Here is a 20,699-nt window from a genome sequence, read left to right as displayed (position 1 = left end):
TAAAAAAGGCCCCTTCGGGGGCCTCATGCACCATCGCCGGATCGTACGGGTCATACCCGCTCCGTCGATGGCGCCCCAATTACGAGAATAAGCGTGCTCATGGCTCGCGCTTTCCTTTCATAAAGTTGCGCAGAAATTAGCCGAGACTTTCACTTCGGTCAAGCCTTATGCTCACACGCGGCGCGAAATCCCGCGCGGGCGCAAAAGCCCACAGCTGCGACAACCATCGCGCCGCTCACGAAGCACTCCCCTCGCCCACCTGATCCCGCTTGCCAGCGCCATCGTCTGAATCACGCAATGCCCGGCGCAGCACCTTTCCGACATTCGTCCTGGGCAGAGCGTCACGAAATCTGATCTCGCGTGGAAGTTTATAGGGCGTAAGCAGTTCCCAGCAATGGGCACGGATCTGCTGCTCGCTCAACGCCGTATCCCGGCGCACCACGTAAGCGACGACGCGTTCACCGGAATGGGCGTCCGGCACGCCGATCACGGCCGCTTCGGCGATCTGCGGATGATCGGCCAGAACGCTCTCGACCTCGTTGGGATAGACGTTGAAGCCGGAGACGGAGATCGTGTCCTTGAGCCGGTCGACGATGCGCACGAGGCCATCTTCCTGGAGCACGGCAACATCGCCGGTGCGCAGGAAGCCGTCCTGTGTCATGACTTTCTTCGTCTCCTGCGGCTGATTCCAGTAGCGCGCCATGACCTGCGGACCACGCACGCAGAGTTCCCCCTCCGTATCGCAGCCGAGCAGATTGCCCTCCTGATCCCGGATGGTGACATCCGTCGAGGGCAGCGGGTAGCCGATGGCGCCGGAGAACTCTTCCAGGTCGAGCCGGTTGGCCGTGACCACGGGCGAGGTTTCCGAAAGCCCGTACCCCTCGATGATGGCGGTTCCGGTCAGCGCCTTCCATTTGCGCGCAACGGCCTTCTGCGTCGGCATGCCGCCCGCGATTGAAAGATAGAGATGCGCGAAATCTACCTCGCCGATCCGCGAATGGCTGGCCAGCGCGTCGTAGAGCGTGTTGACCAGGACGACACAGTTGAACGGCGTCGTCTTCAGCGTGTCGACGAGGCCCGATATGTCGCGCGGATTGGCGATCAGCACCTGACGCGCGCCGAAATGGAAGAATAGCAGGCAAGCTGTGAGGCTGAACACATGATAAAGCGGCAAGGCCGTGATCATCACCTTGTCTTCATGCGCCTCCATCTCATGCCCGATCCACGCTTCGAGCTGCGCCACATTCGCCGCGACATTGCCGTGCAGCAGCGTCGCCCCCTTGGGCAGTCCGGTCGTCCCGCCCGTATATTGCAGGAAGGCGATGTCGTCCCTGGCGATGTCGCGCGGCCTGTATGCGGCAGCGCCGGGATGGCGCTGAACCGCACGCAGCCTGATCGCATCGGGCAGATCATAGCGCGGGACGACGCGTTTCACGTAGCGCGATACCGCATTGACGAGATGGCCCTTGAGCCCGAGCAGATCGCCCGGCGCGACGAGCACGACGTGCTCCAGCGCCGCCTTCGCCAGATCCGAACGCTCGACCGTATGAGCAAAATTTTCCAACACAAACAAGACTTTCGCCCCGGAATCCGTGATCTGGTGCCTGAGCTCGCGCACGGTGTAGAGCGGGTTGACATTGACGACGACACAGCCGGCCTTGAGGATGCCGAACAGAATGGCCGGGTAGGCCATGACGTTGGGCATCATCACCGCGATGCGATCGCCCCTGCCGTAACCCTGCGCGCTCAGCCAGGCGGCAACGGCCCGCACATGCCCGTCGAGATCCGTGAAGCGCATCCGTACCCCGAAGCTCTCGAAGGCATCGGCCTGGCCGAAACGCGAGACGGCGCGATCATACAGACCGGCGAGATCGGGCACGGCGCTCTCGTCGATCTCGTGCGCCACGAAATCGGGATAGTGATCGCGCCAGGGGCGCGGGATGTCGTGAGAGGCGCAGGATTGCCTGCGCGTGTTCTTCGCGGGCGCCGACGATTTCCTCGATGCGGCTTTCATCGCTCCGCCTCTGGCCGTTTCGCGCTTCCTGCTCGGCTTTCCGCCGGTGTTCTCATCGCACATCGGCGCCTCCCGGATTGCCCCCCAAGCGTGTACGTTGCCCCTTCAAGGAAACGCGAAACCGTGCATCGGGTTTCGCCCCTTGTCCAACCGCCACGGTTTTCCCACCTGCCCGTGCGCAGCGTGACGGTGACGGATTTCGCATTTGCCGGCGGGCGATTGCGCGCTACACAGCAGATATGAGCGACTTCTCTCTCGATACCCGCCTCGAAGCCGATACGATCGCACTCGGTGATCTCGAATTGTGCAGCGTGCGTCTGATGAACGATGCGCGCTTTCCCTGGCTGATCCTGGTGCCGCGCCGGCCCGATATCGTCGAACTGGACGATCTCGCGCCCGAGGATGCACGCCAGTTGATGGAAGAGGCGCGTATCGCCGTGTCGGTGATGCGCAAGGTTGCCGATCCGGACAAGGTGAATGTCGCGAATCTCGGCAATGTCGTCGCGCAGTTCCATCTCCACGTGATCGGACGCTTTCTCTCCGATCCTGCCTGGCCTGGTCCCGTCTGGGGCCATGGCGAACGCCGCACCTATCCCGCCCACGGGGTTCAGCCCCTGATCGACCGTTTCACACAGGCCTTCGCGGAAGCCTGACAATCCCGAGAAGAGGGGCGCCGAAAGGCATGACCGATTTCACGAAGGGCCACCCGCCCATGGGCTTTGCCACCAATGGGCTGATGCGCCACACGAGCGAGCGCGGCGACGATGCGCTCGCACGCCATCGCCACGATCCGCAGGCACGGATCGTGCTCTTCGCCGGCGACATTCCGATTCTGCGCCACACCGAATCAGGGCTCAGCGCCCTTCATCCCGCCGCCATACGCGGCGCTCTGCCGGTCGCGGAGGAGGTCTATCTCGGCACTCTCGACGGCAGCCATGTGCTTGCCCTGCTCACCGCAGCGGATCAGCTGGAGGCTTTCGAGCGAGACGGTACTTGCTTCGTGCTCGATCTGCGCTCCGTCGCCACGCAGGGGCTCGTGCCCGAGCGCGAGGCCGGAATGCTGGCCGAGGCGAAATCCCTGCTTTCATGGCATGCGCGGCACCGCTTCTGCGCGAATTGCGGAGCGCCGACCCGCGCGAGCGCTTCGGGCTTTCGCCGCGATTGTGATGCCTGCGGCACGCAGCATTTTCCCCGCACCGACCCCGTCGCGATCATGCTGATCACCCATGGCGAGCGGATCCTGCTCGGGCGCCAGGCGCGCTTTCCGGCAGGCAATTATTCCTGCCTCGCAGGCTTCGTCGAACCGGGCGAGACGGTCGAGGATGCGGTGCGGCGCGAGACCTTCGAGGAAGCGGGGGTGCGTGTCGGCGAGGTGCGCTACATGCTCTCCCAGCCCTGGCCCTTCCCCTCCTCCCTGATGATCGGCTGCCACGGCATCGCCGCTGATGACAGCCTCGACATCGATTACGAGGAAATGGAGGACGTGCGCTGGTTCTCGCGCGACGACGTCGCACTGATGCTGGAGGACCGCCATCCCGACAATCTGCGCACCCCGCCGCCAGTCGCGATCGCGCATCACCTGGTGCGGCTCTACCTCGCCCGATGAGCCGCGCCCCGGCTCATTCCTCGTCCATCGTGTCGCGCAGCTTGCGGCGGAACGGATGGGCGGGGTAGACGCCGAGCACGTTCAATTCGCGCGAGAAGAAGGCGAGTTCCTCCAGCGCGCGGCGCAGATGCGGCTCGTCCTTGTGGCCATCGACCTCCGCGTAGAACTGGGTCGCGGTGAAATGGCCTTCGATCATGTAGCTCTCGAGCTTGGTCATGTTGACGCCGTTGGTCGCGAAACCGCCCATCGCCTTGTAGAGCGCGGCGGGGATGTTGCGCACGCGGAAGACGAAGCTCGTCACGCAATCCGCCGTGCCGGCGGCGATCTCAAGCGGATCATTGGCAAGGATGATGAAGCGCGTCGTATTGTGCGCCTCGTCCTCGATATCGGCGGCGAGGATTTCGAGACCGTAGACCTCCGCGGCAAGCTTCGGAGCGATGGCCGCGCGGGTCGGATCGGCCAGCTCCGCAATCTGACGCGCGGAGCCCGCCGTGTCGGCACCGACGACGGGGACGAGGTTGAGCTTGCGCAGGGTGCGTCGGCACTGGCCGAGCGCCTGGACGTGGCTCTGAACGGTCCGAATCGTGGCGAGCGTCGCCCCCTTCACCGCCATCAGCTGATGGCGGACGGGCAGGAAATATTCACCGATGATGTGAAGCCCGGATTCCGGGAGCAGATGGTGGATATCGGCGACGCGCCCAGCAACCGAATTCTCGATCGGGATCATCGCAAGCTGCGCCTGGCCTTCCTTCAGGGCGGCAAAGGCATCCTCGAAGGTCGGGCACGGCAGCGGCGTCCAATCCGGATGGACGTCGAGGCAGGCGATGTTCGAATTCGCGCCGCGCTCGCCCTGAAAGGCGATGATCTTGCTCATGAAGGCTCTCCGAGAACGGCGCGGGCGCGCGCCAGGGATTCGGGTGTGTCGACGCCAAAGGGTGCATCATCGACCACGGTGACGTCGATGCGCATGCCGTCTTCCAGCGCGCGCAACTGCTCGAGTTTCTCACGCATCTCCAGAGCCGACGGCGCAAGGCCGATGAAGCGCTCCAGTGCGCGCCGGCGGAAGGCGTAGAGCCCGATGTGATGATAGAGCGGCCCTTCGCCCCACGGTGCACGGGCCCGGGTGAAATAGAGTGCGCGCAGCCGCCCGGCGGAAACGGGTGAGCCGACCACCTTGACGATATTGGGATCATTCGCCTCGTCTTCATCGCGGATCGGACAGGCAAGCGTGGCGATTGCAACGGCAGGGTCCGCCAGCGGCAGGATTGCGGCGGCGATGGCGCGTGGATCAATCGTGGGGAAATCGCCCTGCACGTTAACCACCACGTCATGGCTTCCCTGGGGATCGAGCGCTTCGAGGGCCTCGAAAATCCGGTCCGAGCCCGAAGCGTGATCGGCCCGCGTCATCACCGCGACGCCGCCCGCCGCCTCGACCGCCTGCGCAATCTCCGGCGCATCCGTCGCCACCGCAACCGGACCGATACCCGCCTCGACGGCGCGGCGCCAGACATGCGTGATCATGGGCTCCCCCGCAATATCCGCAAGCGGCTTGCCCGGCAGGCGCGAGGCCGCCATGCGGGCGGGTATCAGGATGACGGGATCCGACATGGCGAATACACTTTTTACGTCTTTTGCGCGATGTAGGCGCTAGATAGCCCCCTCCCCGCTTCGCTGGCAAGCAAGGAATCGCAACGATTGCATTGCAAAAAGCCGCGATGTCGGAAACGACCCTCGACGCGGGCGGCCGATCTCACTATGTTGAAACAAGGCAACTCACTGGCCCGGGCCTTCTACCCGTGGGTGGAGAGGAAAGAGATGTTTGGTGGATTGAAAGTCATTTCCCTGACCGATGCGGCTGCGGATCGCGTCAAGGAGATCATCGCAAATGCGGACAAGCCCATTGAGGGCGTGCGCGTGGGCGTACGCAATGCCGGCTGTGCGGGCATGGCCTATACGATGGAATATGCCGAGACTGCGACGCCGGGGGACGATGTCGTCGAGGACAAGGGCGTGAAAGTCTTCGTCGATCCGAAAGCCGTGCTGTTCCTGCTGGGAACCGAGATGGATTTCGAGGTGACGAAACTTGCATCGCAATTCGTGTTCAACAATCCCAACCAGACCTCGGCCTGTGGCTGCGGTGAATCGGTCGCGATCACACCGGCGAAGCTTGAACCGGTGGCAGAGACCAACAGCCCGGCACGCTGATCTGCAGAACCATCAGCGGGAGGCGACACGATCCTGGATGCGGATGCAATCACGGATGCGATGAGCGCCTTTGGTCCCGTCAGGCTGCGGCGTATGTTCGGCGGCTGCGGCGTGTTTCGTGATGGCTTGATGTTCGCCCTCAAGGCCGATGGCATTCTCTATCTCAAGGCCGACGATGCAGATGCGCCGGCCTTTCACAAAGCCGGTTGCGAACAGTTCCATTATCGCAAGGGCAATCGCGATGTGGCCATGGGCTACTGGAGCGCACCGCTCGCAGCGCTGGAAGATCCCGGTATCATGGCGCAATGGGCAAGGCGCGCACATGCTTGCGCGCAGCGTCAAGCCGCGCGAAAGGCCCGTGGCAAATCAGGGCATGACCGGGATGGCATGCGCGCAAGGCGCTGATCCGGATGCTGCGCCGCGCCAGGTCGCTGCTCATGTGAAAAGCCGATCCGACGAGGTCAGACCGGTTCACGGACTTCGGTGCGACAGGAGGCAGATCAGGCGACTTCCGTCATGCCTGCGCCGTGTTCCTTCTGAAATTCGCTATCGGCATCCGCGATGGTGCGGTTGCGCCCGTTGCGCTTGGCGAAGAACATGCACTGATCGGCGCGCTCCAGCAGCGAGACGGCGGTGTCGCCCTTGCGCATCGCCGACACGCCGACGGAAATTGTCACCTTGCCGAGCGACTCGCCGGTCGAGCGCTTGATCAGTTCGCGGCTCATCACGGATGTGCGAACCCGCTCCGCCGCAGCGCGCGCATTTTCCAGCGTCGTATCGGGCAGGATGATACCGAATTCCTCGCCGCCGAAGCGGGCCAGCGTCGCCTTGCTCTTGACCTGCTCGCGCATGGTCATGCCGACCAGACGCAGCACCTGATCGCCGGTGAGATGGCCATAGGTATCGTTGAAGCGCTTGAAATGGTCGATATCGATGACGACCAGAGCCAGCGGCGAGCGCTCGACCAGCGCCTGGTCCAGCGACTTCACCAGCATTTCCTCGAAATGCTTGCGGTTGGCAATGCCCGTCAGGGGATCGGTGAGCGATTCCATGCGCACTGCTTCGAGCGTCTCGCGCAGGGTGTCGATCTCACCGCGCGTCTCACGCAGGCGCGCTTCCAGCGTTGTGTTGGTGGCGCGCACATCCTTGGTGGCGAGGACGAGAGATGAGACGATCTCGCGCACGCGGCTGCGATCGACACCGCTGTTGAGATCAGCGGCGAAGGCATCGAGCGATTCGCCGTATTTCTGCGTCGAGCCAAGGGCCATGTCGAGCATTTCCATGACCTGGTCGATCTCGGAAATGACGACGGCGCCGGTCTTTTCGGCCTCTTCGGTGAAGCGGTCGGATGAGATGTATTCGGTGTGAAGCGCGTCGATATCGCCTTCATCAATCTTGCCGTTTTCCGCCGCGATCCGCTTGACGGCATCGTTCAAGGCCGGCTTGTGCCCGGCCACATAGGTGTACCAGACCTCGTAGGAACGCGGGGTGGCGGAAGAACCGTACGATTTCATCAGTTCCAGCGCGCGCTGGGAAATCGTGAACGTCCTCTCGACATCTGATCCGGCTTGATTGCGTGACACGACCGTTCTGCCCCTTCACCCGTCCCGGCTCTCTTCACGAGCCTGGAAACAGCCATTAACGACAGTATCTGCGCAATCGATTCAATAAACCCTTAACAACACACAATCGCCGATTTATTTCTTGGACTTGGGCCGCGCCGGGCGTAGCAGGAAGGCGGGGACGTGATCACCAAATCCCGTCTCGGACAAGGCATCGGCCTCTTCGTCACGACGTGAGCGAGAGGGCTTGCGCGCCTTCGTGCGCTCGCCATCGCCGCGTGACGCTTCCAGCTCAACGGGTGCTTTGCCGGTCTTTGCCCTAGCGGCTTCCTTGCCGCGCGAATCACCTGCGACGGGAGCTTCATCGCGAACGGCCCGCTTGCGCGGCGCCCCCTGCGATTCACCAGCCGTCTCGGCATCGTCGACTGGTTGCTCGGGCGGCGGCGCCTTCCGCGTTGCCCTGACCCGCCGGCCCGAGCGCTCCGTATCCGCGTCATCACCGCGCGCCGCAGCCTGCTTGCGCTTGCCGCCACGCCGCGAACGCTGGGACGAATCCTGCTCGTCAGCATCGGCAGCGGATGCTCCGCGAGCATTGCCGGCTTTCAGCGTTGCGAGATCGTCACCGTGCCAGACGACGGCGCCACCGATCAGCTTTTCGATCGCCGACAGCGATTTCTCGTCACCCGGCGTGACCAGCGTGAAGGCCGCACCGGCGCGGCCCGCGCGACCGGTACGACCGATGCGGTGGACGTAATCTTCGGCGTGGTGGGGAATATCGTAGTTGAAGACATGGCTGACGGCGGGGATGTCGAGCCCGCGCGCAGCGACATCACTCGCGACGAGCAGGGTCGCCTCACCCTTGCGGAAAGCGTCGAGCGCGATCATGCGCGAGCGCTGATCCATATCGCCGTGCAGCGCGACGGCATTGAACTTGTGCCGCTGCAGCGAGCGATGCAGCGTTGCGACATCGCGCTTGCGGTTGCAGAAGATGATGCCGTTATCGATCGCGTCCGCTTCGCGGATCAGATCGCGCAGAACCGCACGCTTCGTCGCGGCTTCGTTGCGCGTCGCGACAAGGCGCTGCGTGATCGTCGTCGCCGCCGAGGCCGGCTTCGAGACTTCGATCTGAACGGGATTCGACAAAAATGCATCCGACAAACGCTGAATTTCGGGCGGCATCGTCGCCGAGAAGAAAAGCGTCTGGCGGGTGAAGGGGGTCAGCTTCACGATACGCTCGATATCGGGAATGAAGCCCATATCCAGCATTCGGTCAGCCTCATCGATGACGAGCAGTTCGACACCGGTGAGCAGCAGCTTGCCGCGCTCGAAATGGTCGAGAAGGCGCCCCGGCGTCGCGATCAGCACGTCAACGCCGCGGGTGATCTTGACATCCTGGTCGCCGAAGGACACGCCGCCGATCAGAAGCGCCACGGAGAGCTTCTGGTTGACGCCGTAGCGCTCGAAATTCTCCTGAACCTGCGCCGCGAGTTCGCGCGTCGGTTCCAGAATGAGCGTGCGCGGCATGCGGGCGCGGGCGCGACCGGTTTCCAGCATGGTCAGCATCGGCAACGTGAAAGCCGCCGTCTTGCCTGTACCGGTTTGCGCAATACCGAGCACGTCGCGTCGACCCAATATATGCGGGATCGCCTGTTCCTGAATCGGGGTCGGCTGCGTGTAACCGGAAGCGGTAACCGCCTGGAGAACCTTGTCACTCAGACCGAGTTCGTCAAAAGACATGGAGTGTAGAAACCGTTCCGCAGCGTCTGGGGCTGCATTGCCGCATCCATCCGGCACGACTAAGACGGAGGGACGCGTAATTCGTTTTCAGGCCCAGCCTGAACAAGTCGTGCGCGTGGACCATATGGCGAACGCCCTGTTTGTCAATCATTTGCACGAGAAAGGCCGGCTCATGGCGACGATAATTTTCATTCCCGGGCTGAATTGCGACGCCGATCTGTTCGCCGATCAGATCGCGATGGCGCGCAAGACGCATCGGGTCGCAATCGCGGACACAACCAGAGATGACACCATCACGGCGATGGCGGGCCGCCTTCTCGATGAGAATCCCGACGACGAGCTCATCCTGGTCGGCCTCTCCATGGGCGGCTATATCGCCCTCGAAGCACAGGCGCAGGCGCCGGAGCGGATCAACCGGATCGCGCTGTTCGACACCAATGCCCGCGCCGATGCGCCGGAGGCGGTGGAGAACCGGCAGCGCCTGATCGCCCTCACCGAGGCCGGACGGTTCGACGAGGTCTGCAAGACGCTGTGGAGCAAGCTCGTGGCGCAGGGGCGCCAGCAGGATACGGCGCTCCGTGCTCGCGTCGATGCGATGGCGGCCAGTATCGGCCCTGAGGCCTTCATCCGGCAGGAGCGCGCGATCATGGGCCGTCGCGATCATCGCGCGCGGCTTCCCGAGATCAGGATTCCGGCGCTTGTCATCGTCGGCGACGAGGATGTGCTGACGCCGCCGGCACTCTCGCAGGAAATGGCCGAAGCCCTGCCGCAGGCGACGCTCGGCATCATCCCCGATTGTGGGCATCTTGCGACGATGGAACACCCCGAGGCGGTCAACCGGGCGCTTGCGGCGTGGCTCGCGACCTGATCCGCGAGGCGGGCCTCACAGCCCCCAGCGCGCGCGCAGCTGCGCCGGCGTGGCGCGTTGCAGGCCGACGCTGCCCAGCGCGGTCGCCGTGGCGTCCACGATGGCGGCGTTGTCAGGCGCCCGACGGCCGTCGGGCAGATCGAGATTGTTCTCGAAACCGACGCGGCAATGCCCGCCCAGCAGCGCCGCGAGCGTGACGCAGGCGGTTTCATTCGGCCCGAAGGAGCACAACATCCAGTCCCGGAAGAGCTCCGCGCAATCATTGAACAGCGGCAGGAGGTCGATCGGCATCGCCGTGGTCGGCGGCGTGTATTTCCCGGTCACGAAGATCACCGACAGCTGCGCGGGATCGAAAACGCCCTCGCGCGCCCAGGCGCGGGCCCGGGCGGTGTCGTCGCGATCATACAGAATGATCTGCCCGGCAATGTTCTCGCGCCGCAGCCATGCGGTGAATTCGGCAAACCGCGCCTTGGCATCGTTATCGGGCGCGAGTTCCCGCAGGGCCATCGAGATCGCCTCGGGCCGGAGTTCGCGCACCATCGCCATCTGCGCGTCGGGCCCATAGAGGCCGACGGATTCGGTCGTGGCCTGAATCACCATATCCGGCCCCACCGCGCGGCGGGTTGCGGCGATGGCTTCGCGGTAGAGATCGACATCGAGGCTGTGGCGCTGATCGGGCCGGCGCACATGGATATGCAGCATCGCCGCACCGGCCTCCCGGCAAGCCGCCGCCGTGCGCGCGGTCTCCGCAGCGGTCACGGGCAGCGCCGGATGATCGGCCTGCGTGCGACGCCCGCCATTGGGCGCCACGGCTATGATCGTCGGTGCATTACCTGTTATCTCTTCGCTCAAGCCACCCTCCCCGATCGAACCCCACCGCCCATCATCGGGGATCAGGCCAGCATGTCACCTCCGTGATGCCACGGAGGCCAAAGCCTGACCATGCATACGTGGCGCAGATCCGATGAAAACGCGATTGGGCAAAGCCGCACCCGCTCAACCGATCCTGCGGGCGAAATGCCCTACTTCTTCTGATTGACCGATGCCGCGACTCGGCGCGAGATGAAACGCGGCATCAGGCGGCTGAACTGGGCCGTGATCCGGTTCATCGCCCCCGGTACGACGATGGCGTGACCGGCGCGGTACCCCTCGACGCCGATCCGCGCGACAGCCTCGGCGCTCATCTTGCGACCGGCAAAGAGCTTCGTATCGAGGATGCCCGCACGCTCGCCAAAGCCGCTCTCGGTAGCGCCGGGGCACAGGGCCGTCACCACGACGCCGTGCGGGCGCGCTTCCTCGTAGAGCGCTTCGGAGAGCGAAAGCACATACGCCTTGCTCGCATAATAGGAGGCCATGTGCGGACCGGCCAGGAAGGAGGCGAGCGATGCGACATTGATGATGCCGCCCTGCCTGCGCGCGAGCATGCCGGGCAGGAACAGGTGGCACAAGCGCGTGAGCGCGCCGATATTCACGTCGATCAGATTGATGTGTTCCGCGATCGGGCGGTCGACGAAATCCCCACCGAGGCCGAAACCGGCATTGTTGACCAGCGTGTGGACCGCGATCTCCTTCGCGGCAATCGCATCGAACAACGCCTGGGGCGCCCCGGGATCGGCCAGATCCGCCTCGATTACCTCGACGAGGCCGCCGTTGCGCTGGCGCAACTCGTCGGCGAGCGCTTCGAGCCGATCACGCCGGCGGGCAACGAGGACGAGATTATGCCCTATCCCCGAGAAGACGCGCGCCATATCCGCGCCGACTCCACCCGAGGCACCCGTCACCACCGTCCAGCGTATATTGGCCATGTTTGTAACCCCTCCTGCTTGTTATCGACTTTCATCACATAGGAACATTGTGCGCGCTCTGCCATGACCGGGATCACGCAAGCGGGACCATCAGCATCGCGCCATGGCCTTCACGGTTATTGTTGCACCGCATTGCCATCAGCGAAAGAGTAGATGGTGCGGCGTGCAACGCAACGGCTCGCCGCAGAATATGTGCACAAAAGCGCGAATCGCCGGGCGCAAAGCCACACGGACACCTTCCCTTCGCGAAAATTTCCGTCTATAGCCCTGCACCATCACGACCCGCGTGCAACGCTCGCCGGGCGACGGAGCATGAGGCGGCGTCTCTCACTCGGCGCGCGGCCTCTTTTTTATGCGAACGTCTCCCGCATCTTGACGGATCGATCATGCCCAAACGCACGGATATCTCCTCCATCCTGATTGTCGGCGCAGGCCCCATCATCATCGGCCAGGCCTGCGAATTCGATTACTCGGGCACCCAGGCCTGCAAGGCCTTGCGTGAGGAGGGGTACCGAATCATCCTGGTCAATTCGAACCCGGCCACGATCATGACGGATCCGGAAATGGCGGATGCGACCTATGTCGAGCCGATCACGCCGGAGATCGTCGCCAAGATCATCGAGAAGGAGCGCCCCGACGCGATCCTGCCCACCATGGGCGGGCAGACGGCGCTCAACTGCGCGCTGTCGCTGCAGGCGATGGGGGTGCTCGAGAAATACGGCGTCGAGATGATCGGCGCCACGGCGGAAGCCATCGACATGGCGGAGGACCGCCAGCTCTTTCGCGAAGCCATGACGCGGATCGGGCTCGAATCCCCGGCTTCGCGCCTCGCCAATGCCTCCGATCTCAAGCGCAAGCACAAGGCGCAATACCAGGACGAGATCACCCGGATCGCCGGCATGGACGTGGCGGATGACGAGAAGACGAAGCTCAAGACGGAATTCGAGGCAAAATGGGCCGCCGGCGCCAGCGAGCGGCGCAAGCGCTGCCAGGAATATGCGCTCGGCGAAGCGCTGATGGCCCTGGCCGAGATCGGCCTGCCGGCAATCATTCGCCCCTCCTTCACGCTGGGCGGCACCGGCGGCGGCATCGCCTATAACCGCGAGGAGTTCCTCGACATCGTCGAGCGCGGCCTCGACGCCTCCCCCACGGGCGAGGTTCTGATCGAGGAGAGCGTGCTCGGCTGGAAGGAGTTCGAGATGGAGGTCGTCCGCGACAAGGCGGATAACTGCATCATCATCTGCTCCATCGAGAATATCGATCCGATGGGCGTCCATACCGGCGATTCCATCACCGTCGCGCCGGCGCTGACGCTGACCGACAAGGAATACCAGATCATGCGCGACGCCTCGATCGCGGTCCTGCGCGAGATCGGGGTCGAGACCGGCGGCTCGAACGTGCAATTCGCCATCAATCCCGAGACGGGCCGCATGGTCGTGATCGAGATGAACCCGCGCGTCTCGCGTTCCTCGGCGCTGGCTTCGAAGGCGACGGGCTTCCCCATCGCCAAGGTCGCCGCCAAGCTCGCAGTGGGCTATACGCTGGACGAAATCGCCAACGACATTACCGGCGGCGCCACACCGGCCTCCTTCGAGCCGACGATCGATTACGTCGTGACCAAGATCCCGCGTTTCGCCTTCGAGAAATTCCCCGGTGCGGAGCCGACGCTCACCACCTCGATGAAATCGGTCGGCGAGGCCATGGCGATCGGACGCTCCTTCCCCGAGAGCCTGCAGAAAGCCCTGCGTTCGCTGGAAACCGGCCTCAACGGGCTCGACGAGATCGAGATCGAGGGCCTCGGCAAGGGCGACGACCGCAACGCCATCAAGGCGGCGCTCGGGCGCCCGACGCCGGACCGCCTGCTCAAGGTGGCGCAGGCCATGCGGCTGGGCACCTCGAACGACGAGATCCACGCCTCCTGCCAGATCGACCATTGGTTCCTGGAGCAGATCCGCGCCATTGTCGACATGGAGGAGAAGGTCCGCCGCTTCGGCCTGCCGGAGAGTGCGCGCCTGTTCCGTCGCCTCAAGGCGATGGGCTTTTCCGATGACCGGCTCGGCGTGCTCGCAGGCAAGTCGGAAGCACAGGTCAAGATGATTCGGCACGGGCTGGGCGTGCACCCGGTCTTCAAGCGCATCGATACCTGCGCGGCCGAATTCGCATCACCCACCGCCTACATGTATTCGAGCTACGAGAACCTCTTCGCCGGAGCCCCGGCGGACGAGGCGTTGCCGAGTGACCGCAAGAAGGTCATCATCCTCGGCGGCGGGCCCAACCGCATCGGCCAGGGTATCGAATTCGACTATTGCTGTTGCCATGCCTGTTTCGCGCTCGGTGATGCCGGCTTCGAGACCATCATGATCAACTGCAATCCCGAGACGGTCTCGACCGATTACGACACCTCGGATCGCCTCTATTTCGAGCCGCTGACGGCGGAAGACGTGCTGGAAATCATCGATCTGGAGCGCTCGAAGGGCACGCTGCACGGGGTCATCGTCCAGTTCGGCGGACAGACGCCCCTGAAGCTCGCGCGCGCCCTGGAAGAGGCGCGGGTTCCGATCCTCGGCACCTCGCCCGACGCGATCGACCTCGCCGAGGATCGTGACCGATTCAAGCGCCTGCTCGACAAGCTCGGCCTGAAGCAGCCGCAAAACGGCATCGCCTATTCCGTCGAGCAGGCCCGCCTCATCGCCGGCGAGCTCGGACTGCCACTGGTCGTGCGCCCCTCCTACGTGCTGGGCGGGCGCGCCATGGCGATCATCCACGACGAATCGCAATTCGAGGATTATCTGCTGGGCGTCCTGCCGAGCCTCATCCCCTCGGATGTGAAGGCGCGCTATCCCAACGACAAGACCGGACAGATCAACACGGTTCTGGGCCGCAATCCCCTGCTCTTCGACCGCTATCTCTCCGATGCCGTCGAGGTGGATGTCGATTGTCTCGCCGACGGCAAGGACGTGTTCATCGCCGGGATCATGGAGCATATCGAGGAAGCGGGTATCCATTCCGGCGATTCCGCCTGCTCGCTGCCGGCGCATACGCTGTCCCCGGAGATCCGCGCCGAGCTCGAACGCCAGACGAAGGCCATGGCGCTGGCGCTGGATGTCGGCGGTCTGATGAACGTGCAATACGCGCTCAAGGGCGACGATATCTACGTGCTCGAAGTCAACCCGCGCGCCTCGCGCACGGTCCCCTTCGTCGCCAAGGTCATCGGCGAGCCGATCGCCAAGATCGCCGCGCGGGTGATGGCGGGCGAGACGCTGGAGAGCTTCGCGCTCCGGGAGAAGACATTCGACCATATCGCTGTGAAGGAAGCCGTTTTCCCCTTTGCACGGTTCCCGGGCGTCGACGTCTTGCTCGGGCCGGAAATGCGCTCCACCGGCGAGGTGATCGGGCTCGATTCCTCCTTCGGCACGGCCTTCCTGAAGAGCCAGCTGGGTGCCGGTGTCACGCTGCCGCGCGCCGGCGTCGCCTTCGTGTCGGTGAAGGATGCGGACAAGGCGCGCATCCTGCCGGCGGTGCGCGCCCTGGCGGGACACGGCTTCACCATTCTGGCCACCGACGGCACGCAGCGCTTCCTTGAAGCGGAAGGCGTCGTGTCGCAGCGCATCAACAAGGTCCTCGAGGGACGCCCGCATGTCGTCGATGCGATCAAGAACGGCGATGTGCATCTGGTGCTCAACACCAGCGAGGGGGCGAGCTCGCTTTCCGATTCCCGCTCGCTTCGCCGCGCAGCCCTCTTGCATAAGGTGCCATACTACACCACTCTGGCAGGAGCGATTGCTGCGGTTGAAGGCATCACGGCCTATATGGGCGGCGATCTGCAGGTGCGGTCCTTGCAGGAATATTTCGCCTGACACCGCGAGAGCGGGCCTGCCTTGCGGCAGACCCAGAGATGAATCAGATGAGGCGCGGAGCGTCCGCAAGGAGGCTCCGCGCTTCAATTCGGCTTTGAAGAGAATAAGATGGATAAGGTTCCGATCACGGCCCCCGGTTTCCAGAAGCTCGAGGAAGAGCTGAAGCATCGCCAGCAGGTCGAGCGCAAGCGCATCGTCGAGGCGATTGCCGAAGCGCGCTCGCATGGCGATCTCTCGGAGAATGCCGAGTATCACGCAGCCAAGGAAGCGCAGTCCCATAATGAGGGGCGCATCATGGAACTCGAGAGCCTCATCGCGCGCGCCGAGGTGATCGATGTCGGCAAGCTTTCGGGCGAGCGCATCGTCTTCGGCGCCACGGTGAAGCTCATCGACGAGGATACCGAGGAAGAAAAGGTCTATCAGATCGTCGGCGAGCCTGAGGCCGACGTCCATTCCGGCCGCGTCTCCATCGGTTCCCCGATCGGCAAGGCGCTGATCGGCAAATCGATCGGCGATACCGTCGAAGTGGTGACCCCCGGCGGCGGCAAGTCCTACGAAGTCGTCAGCGTCGCGTTCCGCTGAGCTTGCGGATCATAGCTTCGCGCTCCATGAAGCGCTCGCCAGAACTCCCCTCTCCCTCGTGGAGAGGGGAGAGCGCGCTGCATCGATCGCTTCCAATATAAAGAAAAAACGCCCCGGTTTCCCGGGGCGCTCTATCATTTCAACAAGTCACGCCCCTCACGAACACCCCGTCGTCGACCCACAGGTATCGCACTTCATGCACGTGCCGTTCCTCACCAGCGTGAAGTTGGCGCATTCGGGGCAGGCTTCGCCCTCGTAGCCCTTCATGCGGGCCTCGGCGCGTTTGTCGGCCTTGGTCATGCCGGCGGAGGTGTCCACACGTGGCGCCGAGAAGCCCAGCGCGGAGAGGTCGGCGCCCTCTTCCGCCTCCATGTCCTGCTCCACCACCGGCTCGCTCTTGAGCGCGGTCGCGCCCTGTGACGAGAGGGCGGTGACGACGGTGGCGCCGGAAGTGCCTCCGGAGGCGCCGCCATCGACCAGCATCAGCTTGTCCGTCCGACCGCGGGTGAAGCCCTTGGAGACGTATTTCGCCGCCGTGGCGGAGAGCTTGGACTGGTCGTCGCCCTTGCCGAGCACGTCATGGCCGATATCGGAGGGGTCGACATGGGCGAGGTCGTAGCGGCCGAGATAGGAGATCGCCAGCTCGCGGAAGACGTAATCGAGGATCGAGGTCGCGTTCTTGATCGATTCGTTGCCCTGGACGAAGCCCGCCGGCTCGAAGCGCGTGAAGGTGAAGGCCTCTACGTATTCCTCGAGCGGCACGCCGTATTGCAGGCCGAGTGAAATCGCGATGGCGAAGTTGTTCATCATCGCCCGGAAGGCCGCGCCCTCCTTGTGCATGTCGATGAAGATCTCGCCGATGCGCCCGTCCTGGTATTCGCCCGTGCGCAGATAGACCTTGTGGCCGCCGACCACGGCCTTCTGCGTGTAGCCCTTGCGGCGATCAGGCATCTTCTCGCGCTCGCGCACCCGCTCGACACGCTCCACCACACGCTCGACGATCTTCTCCGCCACCTGCGCGGCGCGCGCGGGGGCGGCCGATTCGAGCAGACGATCGACCGTATCGACCGCATCCTCGTCCTCATCCGCATCATCTTCGATCAACGCGGCGTTGAGCGGCTGCGAGAGCTTGGAGCCGTCGCGGTAAAGCGCGTTGGCCTTCAGCGCGAGGCGCCAGGAGAGCATGTAGGCGCTTTTGCAATCCTCGACCGTGGCATCGTTGGGCATGTTGATGGTCTTGGAGATCGCCCCCGAGATGAAGGGCTGCGCCGCCGCCATCATGCGGATATGGCTCTCCACCGAGAGATAGCGCTTGCCAACGCGCCCGCAGGGATTGGCGCAATCGAAGACCGGGTAATGCTCTTCCTTGAGATGCGGTGCGCCTTCCAGCGTCATCGCGCCGCAGATGTGGATATTGGCCGCGTCGATCTCCTGCTTCGTGAAGCCGAGATGCGCGAGCAGGTCGAAGGACGGATCGTTGAGCTTTTCCGCCGGGACGTTCAGCGTGTTGACGAGGAAATCCTCGCCGATCGACCATTTGTTGAAGACGAACTTGATGTCGAACGCCGCCTTCATGCCGCCTTCGAGGGTGGCGATGATCTCGTCGGTGAAGCCCCTGGCCTTCAGGGTCTGCGGGTTGATGCCCGGCGCCTGCGCCATCGAACCGTGGCCCAGCGCATAGACCTCGATCTCGGCGATCTCGTGCTCGCGATAGCCCAGCGCCCGCAGGGCGTCCGGCACGGCGCGGTTGATGATCTTGAAATAGCCGCCACCGGCGAGCTTCTTGAACTTCACCAGCGCGAAATCGGGCTCGATGCCGGTGGTGTCGCAATCCATCACCAGCCCGATCGTGCCGGTGGGCGCGATCACGGTGGCCTGGGCGTTGCGGTAGCCGTGCTTCTCGCCGAGCGCGAGCGCCTCGTCCCAGGCGCGCTTGGCGCGCTCGACCAGGATCGGCTCCGGGCAGGAGGCGTGGTCGAGGGGGACGGGGTTGACATTGAGCGCCTCGTAGCCGTCCGCCTCGCCATGGGCGGCGCGACGATGGTTGCGCATCACCCGCAGCATGTGCTGCGCGTTCTTCTCATAGCCGGGGAACGGCCCGAGCTCGCCCGCCATCTCGGCGGAGGTGGCATAGGCCACACCCGTCATGATCGCGGTGAGCGCGCCGCCGAGCGCGCGGCCCTCATCCGAATCGTAAGGCAGCCCCATGGTCATCAGCAGACCGCCGATATTGGCATAGCCCAGACCCAGCGTGCGGTACGCGTAGGAGAGCTCCGCGATCTCCTTGGAGGGGAACTGCGCCATGGTGACGGAGATCTCGAGCACCACGGTCCAGAGCCGGCAGAGATGCTCATAGCCTCCGAAATCGAACTGCTTCGTCTCGCGATCATAGAATTGCAGCAGGTTCGCCGAGGCGAGATTGCAGGCCGTGTCGTCGAGGAACATGTATTCCGAGCACGGATTCGAGCCCCGGATCGGGCCCGATTCCGGGCAGGTATGCCAGTCATTCATGGTCGTGTTGAAATGCAGGCCGGGATCGGCGGATGCCCAGGCGGCATGGCCGATCTTCTCCCACAGATCCCGCGCCTTCAGGGTGCGGGCCGTCTTGCCATCGGTGCGACGGATCAGGTTCCATTCGCCATCCGCCTCGACGGCGCGCAGGAAGTCGTCCTTGAGCGAAACGGAGTTATTCGAATTCTGGCCGGAAACCGTGAGATAGGCCTCCGAATCCCAATCCGTGTCATAGATGTCGAATTCGATATCCTTGTAGCCCTGCTTCGCGAACTGGATCACGCGCTTGATATAGTTATCCGGCACGAGCGCCTTGCGGGCGCGCTTGATCTCGCGCTTGAGGGCCGGGTTGCGCTCGGGATCGTAGCAGGCATCGCCTGCCGCCTCGCAATTGACGCAGGCCTTCATCACCGCCTTGAGATGGCGGTTGCACAGTTTGGAGCCGGTGACGAGGGCGGCGACCTTCTGCTCCTCGCGCACCTTCCAGTCGATATAGGTCTCGATATCCGGGTGATCGACATCGACCACGACCATCTTGGCCGCGCGGCGCGTGGTGCCACCCGACTTGATCGCGCCGGCGGCCCGGTCACCGATCTTGAGAAAGGACATCAGTCCCGAGGACTTTCCACCGCCGGCGAGCTTCTCGCCCTCGCCGCGCAGCATCGAGAAGTTCGAGCCGGTGCCGGAGCCGTATTTGAACAGGCGCGCCTCGCGCACCCACAGATCCATGATCCCGCCCTCGTTGACGAGATCGTCCTGCACGCCCTGGATGAAGCAGGCATGCGGCTGGGGGTGCTCATAGGACGAGGTCGAGCGGGTCAGCTCGCCCGTCTTGAAATCCACGTAGAAATGGCCCTGGCTCGGCCCGTCAATGCCATAGGCCCAGTGCAGGCCGGTATTGAACCATTGCGGTGAATTCGGCGCGACCATCTGGTTGGCCAGCATGAAGCGCAGCTCGTCGAAGAAGGCCTGGGCATCGTCTTCGCTGGAGAAGTAGCCGCCCTTCCAGCCCCAATAGGTCCAGCAGCCGGCAAGGCGATCAAAGACCTGCTTTGCGGAGGTTTCCGGCCCGTAGCGCTCCTCCTCCGGCAGCTTGGCAAGCGCCTTCTCGTCGGGCACCGAGCGCCACAGGAAGGAAGGAACGTCGTTCTCCTCGACCTTCTTCAGCGCCGCCGGCACGCCCGCCTTGCGGAAATATTTCTGCGCCAGCACGTCCGAGGCGACCTGGCTCCAGCTCTGGGGAACCTCGAAGTTCTCCAGCTTGAAGACGGTCGAGCCGTCAGGATTACGGATCTCACTGGTGGAGAACCGGAAGGCAATGTCCGCATAAGGCGATTGCCCGGTGGTGGTGTAGCGCCGCTCGATCCGCATCTGTGTAGTCCCTTTGTCTGGCGAAACACCCCGATCGGCCTCGGATCAGGGAAAGCTTCGCCGGCCGCATGTTGCGGCTCTTGTCGCAATCTACTCTGTCTTGACGCTGATGGGTGGCTTTGGCGCCACCCTTGTTCTGCCCCGAATGCCCTGCGATGCCGGCTCCGAAAACGATCTCATGCGCGTGCCGTCGCGTGTTCGCACACCGCTGGTGTTGCGCAACCGACACGCCCTCGAAAACCCTTCCGCAAACCCACTCCGACCGGGCCCGGAGGCCCCGCCGCCGCATCCCGTACGGCATGTCCGGAAGCTATGCCCGACCCGCCCCATACGTCAAGAACTAGTGCTCGGTTCTTTTGCCGACGCTATATCTTGTGGAGATCCTGCGGATTGTGGATAAGGGAAAAACCCTAGCTTAACCCCTTCGAATCCCGACATGAATCGCATTCGTCAGACTGGGATAAAACTTCCTTCACCATGCTGCGCAGGCGCAATAGATGTGGATGCGCAGGGGTCGGCGAGGGCACCCGGCAGGCCGCGCAGAGGCTCACGCATGGTCGAGAGAATCGCCGAAAGATTCG

The 20,699-nt window shown here is 63.8% G+C and carries 15 protein-coding genes; 7 read left to right on the top strand and 8 right to left on the bottom strand.

Going from position 1 to position 20,699, the window contains the following annotated elements; genetic code table 11:
- Positions 1–235: 235 nt before the first annotated feature.
- Positions 236–2,014, bottom strand: coding sequence for an AMP-binding protein (locus GA0071312_RS11190; RefSeq protein ID WP_083204676.1), 1,779 nt, complete (start codon positions 2,012–2,014; stop codon positions 236–238).
- Positions 2,015–2,253: 239 nt separating this feature from the next.
- On the opposite strand from GA0071312_RS11190, the gene GA0071312_RS11185 reads away from it, so the two are divergent.
- Together GA0071312_RS11185 and nudC are read left to right on the top strand one after the other, a co-directional pair.
- Complete coding sequence (locus GA0071312_RS11185; protein WP_074445034.1) at positions 2,254–2,667, top strand: HIT domain-containing protein; 414 nt, start codon at positions 2,254–2,256, stop codon at positions 2,665–2,667.
- A 29-nt stretch (positions 2,668–2,696) separates the two neighbouring features.
- Positions 2,697–3,620 (top strand): NAD(+) diphosphatase, encoded by a 924-nt coding sequence (gene nudC / locus GA0071312_RS11180; RefSeq protein WP_074445033.1) that lies wholly within the window; start codon positions 2,697–2,699, stop codon positions 3,618–3,620.
- A 13-nt stretch (positions 3,621–3,633) separates the two neighbouring features.
- Here nudC and GA0071312_RS11175 read toward each other — a convergent pair whose 3' ends face one another.
- Together GA0071312_RS11175 and GA0071312_RS11170 are read right to left on the bottom strand one after the other, a co-directional pair.
- Positions 3,634–4,494: a prephenate dehydratase gene (locus GA0071312_RS11175; RefSeq protein ID WP_074445032.1), complete on the bottom strand. Its 861-nt coding sequence runs from the start codon at positions 4,492–4,494 to the stop codon at positions 3,634–3,636.
- On the bottom strand, positions 4,491–5,228 hold the full coding sequence (locus GA0071312_RS11170) for a 3-deoxy-manno-octulosonate cytidylyltransferase (RefSeq protein ID WP_074445031.1): 738 nt from the start codon (positions 5,226–5,228) through the stop codon (positions 4,491–4,493). Before GA0071312_RS11170 ends, GA0071312_RS11175 begins: the two co-directional genes overlap by 4 nt.
- Positions 5,229–5,435: 207 nt before the next feature.
- Between GA0071312_RS11170 and sufA the strand changes: the two genes are divergently transcribed.
- Together sufA and GA0071312_RS11160 are read left to right on the top strand one after the other, a co-directional pair.
- On the top strand, positions 5,436–5,825 hold the full coding sequence (gene sufA / locus GA0071312_RS11165) for a Fe-S cluster assembly scaffold SufA (RefSeq protein WP_074445030.1): 390 nt from the start codon (positions 5,436–5,438) through the stop codon (positions 5,823–5,825).
- A gap of 60 nt (positions 5,826–5,885) precedes the next feature.
- Positions 5,886–6,230, top strand: coding sequence for a TfoX/Sxy family protein (locus tag GA0071312_RS11160; RefSeq protein WP_083204514.1), 345 nt, complete (start codon positions 5,886–5,888; stop codon positions 6,228–6,230).
- Positions 6,231–6,325: 95 nt separating this feature from the next.
- Here GA0071312_RS11160 and GA0071312_RS11155 read toward each other — a convergent pair whose 3' ends face one another.
- Together GA0071312_RS11155 and GA0071312_RS11150 are read right to left on the bottom strand one after the other, a co-directional pair.
- Positions 6,326–7,408, bottom strand: a complete 1,083-nt coding sequence (locus GA0071312_RS11155) for a GGDEF domain-containing protein (protein ID WP_074445028.1) — start codon at positions 7,406–7,408, stop codon at positions 6,326–6,328.
- Positions 7,409–7,522: 114 nt separating this feature from the next.
- Positions 7,523–9,124 carry a DEAD/DEAH box helicase gene (locus GA0071312_RS11150; protein ID WP_074445027.1) on the bottom strand — a complete coding sequence of 534 codons (1,602 nt, stop codon included), beginning with the start codon at positions 9,122–9,124 and terminating at the stop codon, positions 7,523–7,525.
- 172 nt (positions 9,125–9,296) lie between these two features.
- On the opposite strand from GA0071312_RS11150, the gene GA0071312_RS11145 reads away from it, so the two are divergent.
- On the top strand, positions 9,297–9,992 hold the full coding sequence (locus tag GA0071312_RS11145; protein WP_074446112.1) for an alpha/beta fold hydrolase: 696 nt from the start codon (positions 9,297–9,299) through the stop codon (positions 9,990–9,992).
- Positions 9,993–10,007: 15 nt separating this feature from the next.
- On the opposite strand, the gene GA0071312_RS11140 is transcribed toward GA0071312_RS11145, so the two are convergent.
- Both GA0071312_RS11140 and GA0071312_RS11135 read right to left on the bottom strand, forming a co-directional pair.
- Entirely contained in the window at positions 10,008–10,844 is an 837-nt protein-coding gene (locus tag GA0071312_RS11140) for a beta-keto acid cleavage family enzyme (RefSeq protein WP_238947189.1), read from the bottom strand.
- Between the two features lie 170 nt (positions 10,845–11,014).
- Complete coding sequence (locus tag GA0071312_RS11135; RefSeq protein WP_074445026.1) at positions 11,015–11,797, bottom strand: SDR family NAD(P)-dependent oxidoreductase; 783 nt, start codon at positions 11,795–11,797, stop codon at positions 11,015–11,017.
- A gap of 386 nt (positions 11,798–12,183) precedes the next feature.
- Here GA0071312_RS11135 and carB point away from each other — a divergent pair, with 386 nt between their 5' ends.
- Complete coding sequence (gene carB / locus GA0071312_RS11130; protein WP_074445025.1) at positions 12,184–15,654, top strand: carbamoyl-phosphate synthase large subunit; 3,471 nt, start codon at positions 12,184–12,186, stop codon at positions 15,652–15,654.
- Positions 15,655–15,762: 108 nt separating this feature from the next.
- Positions 15,763–16,236: a transcription elongation factor GreA gene (gene greA / locus GA0071312_RS11125; protein WP_074445024.1), complete on the top strand. Its 474-nt coding sequence runs from the start codon at positions 15,763–15,765 to the stop codon at positions 16,234–16,236.
- 156 nt (positions 16,237–16,392) lie between these two features.
- Here the strand turns inward: greA and GA0071312_RS11120 are convergent, their stop codons facing one another.
- A complete protein-coding gene (locus tag GA0071312_RS11120; protein ID WP_074445023.1) occupies positions 16,393–20,118 on the bottom strand; it encodes a vitamin B12-dependent ribonucleotide reductase in 3,726 nt (1,241 codons plus the stop codon).
- Positions 20,119–20,699 lie beyond the last annotated feature (581 nt).

Origin of the sequence: Saliniramus fredricksonii (assembly GCF_900094735.1) — a bacterium.
GTDB classification, from domain to species: Bacteria; Pseudomonadota; Alphaproteobacteria; order Rhizobiales; family Beijerinckiaceae; genus Saliniramus; species Saliniramus fredricksonii.
Note: the sequence above shows the minus strand (reverse complement) of the source record. Positions and strands in the feature narration are given on the sequence as shown.

Excerpts from the sequence above, each read along its gene's own strand:
- GA0071312_RS11190 (WP_083204676.1), bottom strand. The coding sequence starts at position 2,014 with ATGAAAGCCGCATCGAGGAAATCGTCGGCGCCCGCGAAGAACACGCGC.
- GA0071312_RS11185 (WP_074445034.1), top strand. The coding sequence starts at position 2,254 with ATGAGCGACTTCTCTCTCGATACCCGCCTCGAAGCCGATACGATCGCA.
- nudC (WP_074445033.1), top strand. The coding sequence starts at position 2,697 with ATGACCGATTTCACGAAGGGCCACCCGCCCATGGGCTTTGCCACCAAT.
- GA0071312_RS11175 (WP_074445032.1), bottom strand. The coding sequence starts at position 4,494 with ATGAGCAAGATCATCGCCTTTCAGGGCGAGCGCGGCGCGAATTCGAAC.
- GA0071312_RS11170 (WP_074445031.1), bottom strand. The coding sequence starts at position 5,228 with ATGTCGGATCCCGTCATCCTGATACCCGCCCGCATGGCGGCCTCGCGC.
- sufA (WP_074445030.1), top strand. The coding sequence starts at position 5,436 with ATGTTTGGTGGATTGAAAGTCATTTCCCTGACCGATGCGGCTGCGGAT.
- GA0071312_RS11160 (WP_083204514.1), top strand. The coding sequence starts at position 5,886 with ATGAGCGCCTTTGGTCCCGTCAGGCTGCGGCGTATGTTCGGCGGCTGC.
- GA0071312_RS11150 (WP_074445027.1), bottom strand. The coding sequence starts at position 9,124 with ATGTCTTTTGACGAACTCGGTCTGAGTGACAAGGTTCTCCAGGCGGTT.
- GA0071312_RS11145 (WP_074446112.1), top strand. The coding sequence starts at position 9,297 with ATGGCGACGATAATTTTCATTCCCGGGCTGAATTGCGACGCCGATCTG.
- GA0071312_RS11135 (WP_074445026.1), bottom strand. The coding sequence starts at position 11,797 with ATGGCCAATATACGCTGGACGGTGGTGACGGGTGCCTCGGGTGGAGTC.
- carB (WP_074445025.1), top strand. The coding sequence starts at position 12,184 with ATGCCCAAACGCACGGATATCTCCTCCATCCTGATTGTCGGCGCAGGC.
- greA (WP_074445024.1), top strand. The coding sequence starts at position 15,763 with ATGGATAAGGTTCCGATCACGGCCCCCGGTTTCCAGAAGCTCGAGGAA.
- GA0071312_RS11120 (WP_074445023.1), bottom strand. The coding sequence starts at position 20,118 with ATGCGGATCGAGCGGCGCTACACCACCACCGGGCAATCGCCTTATGCG.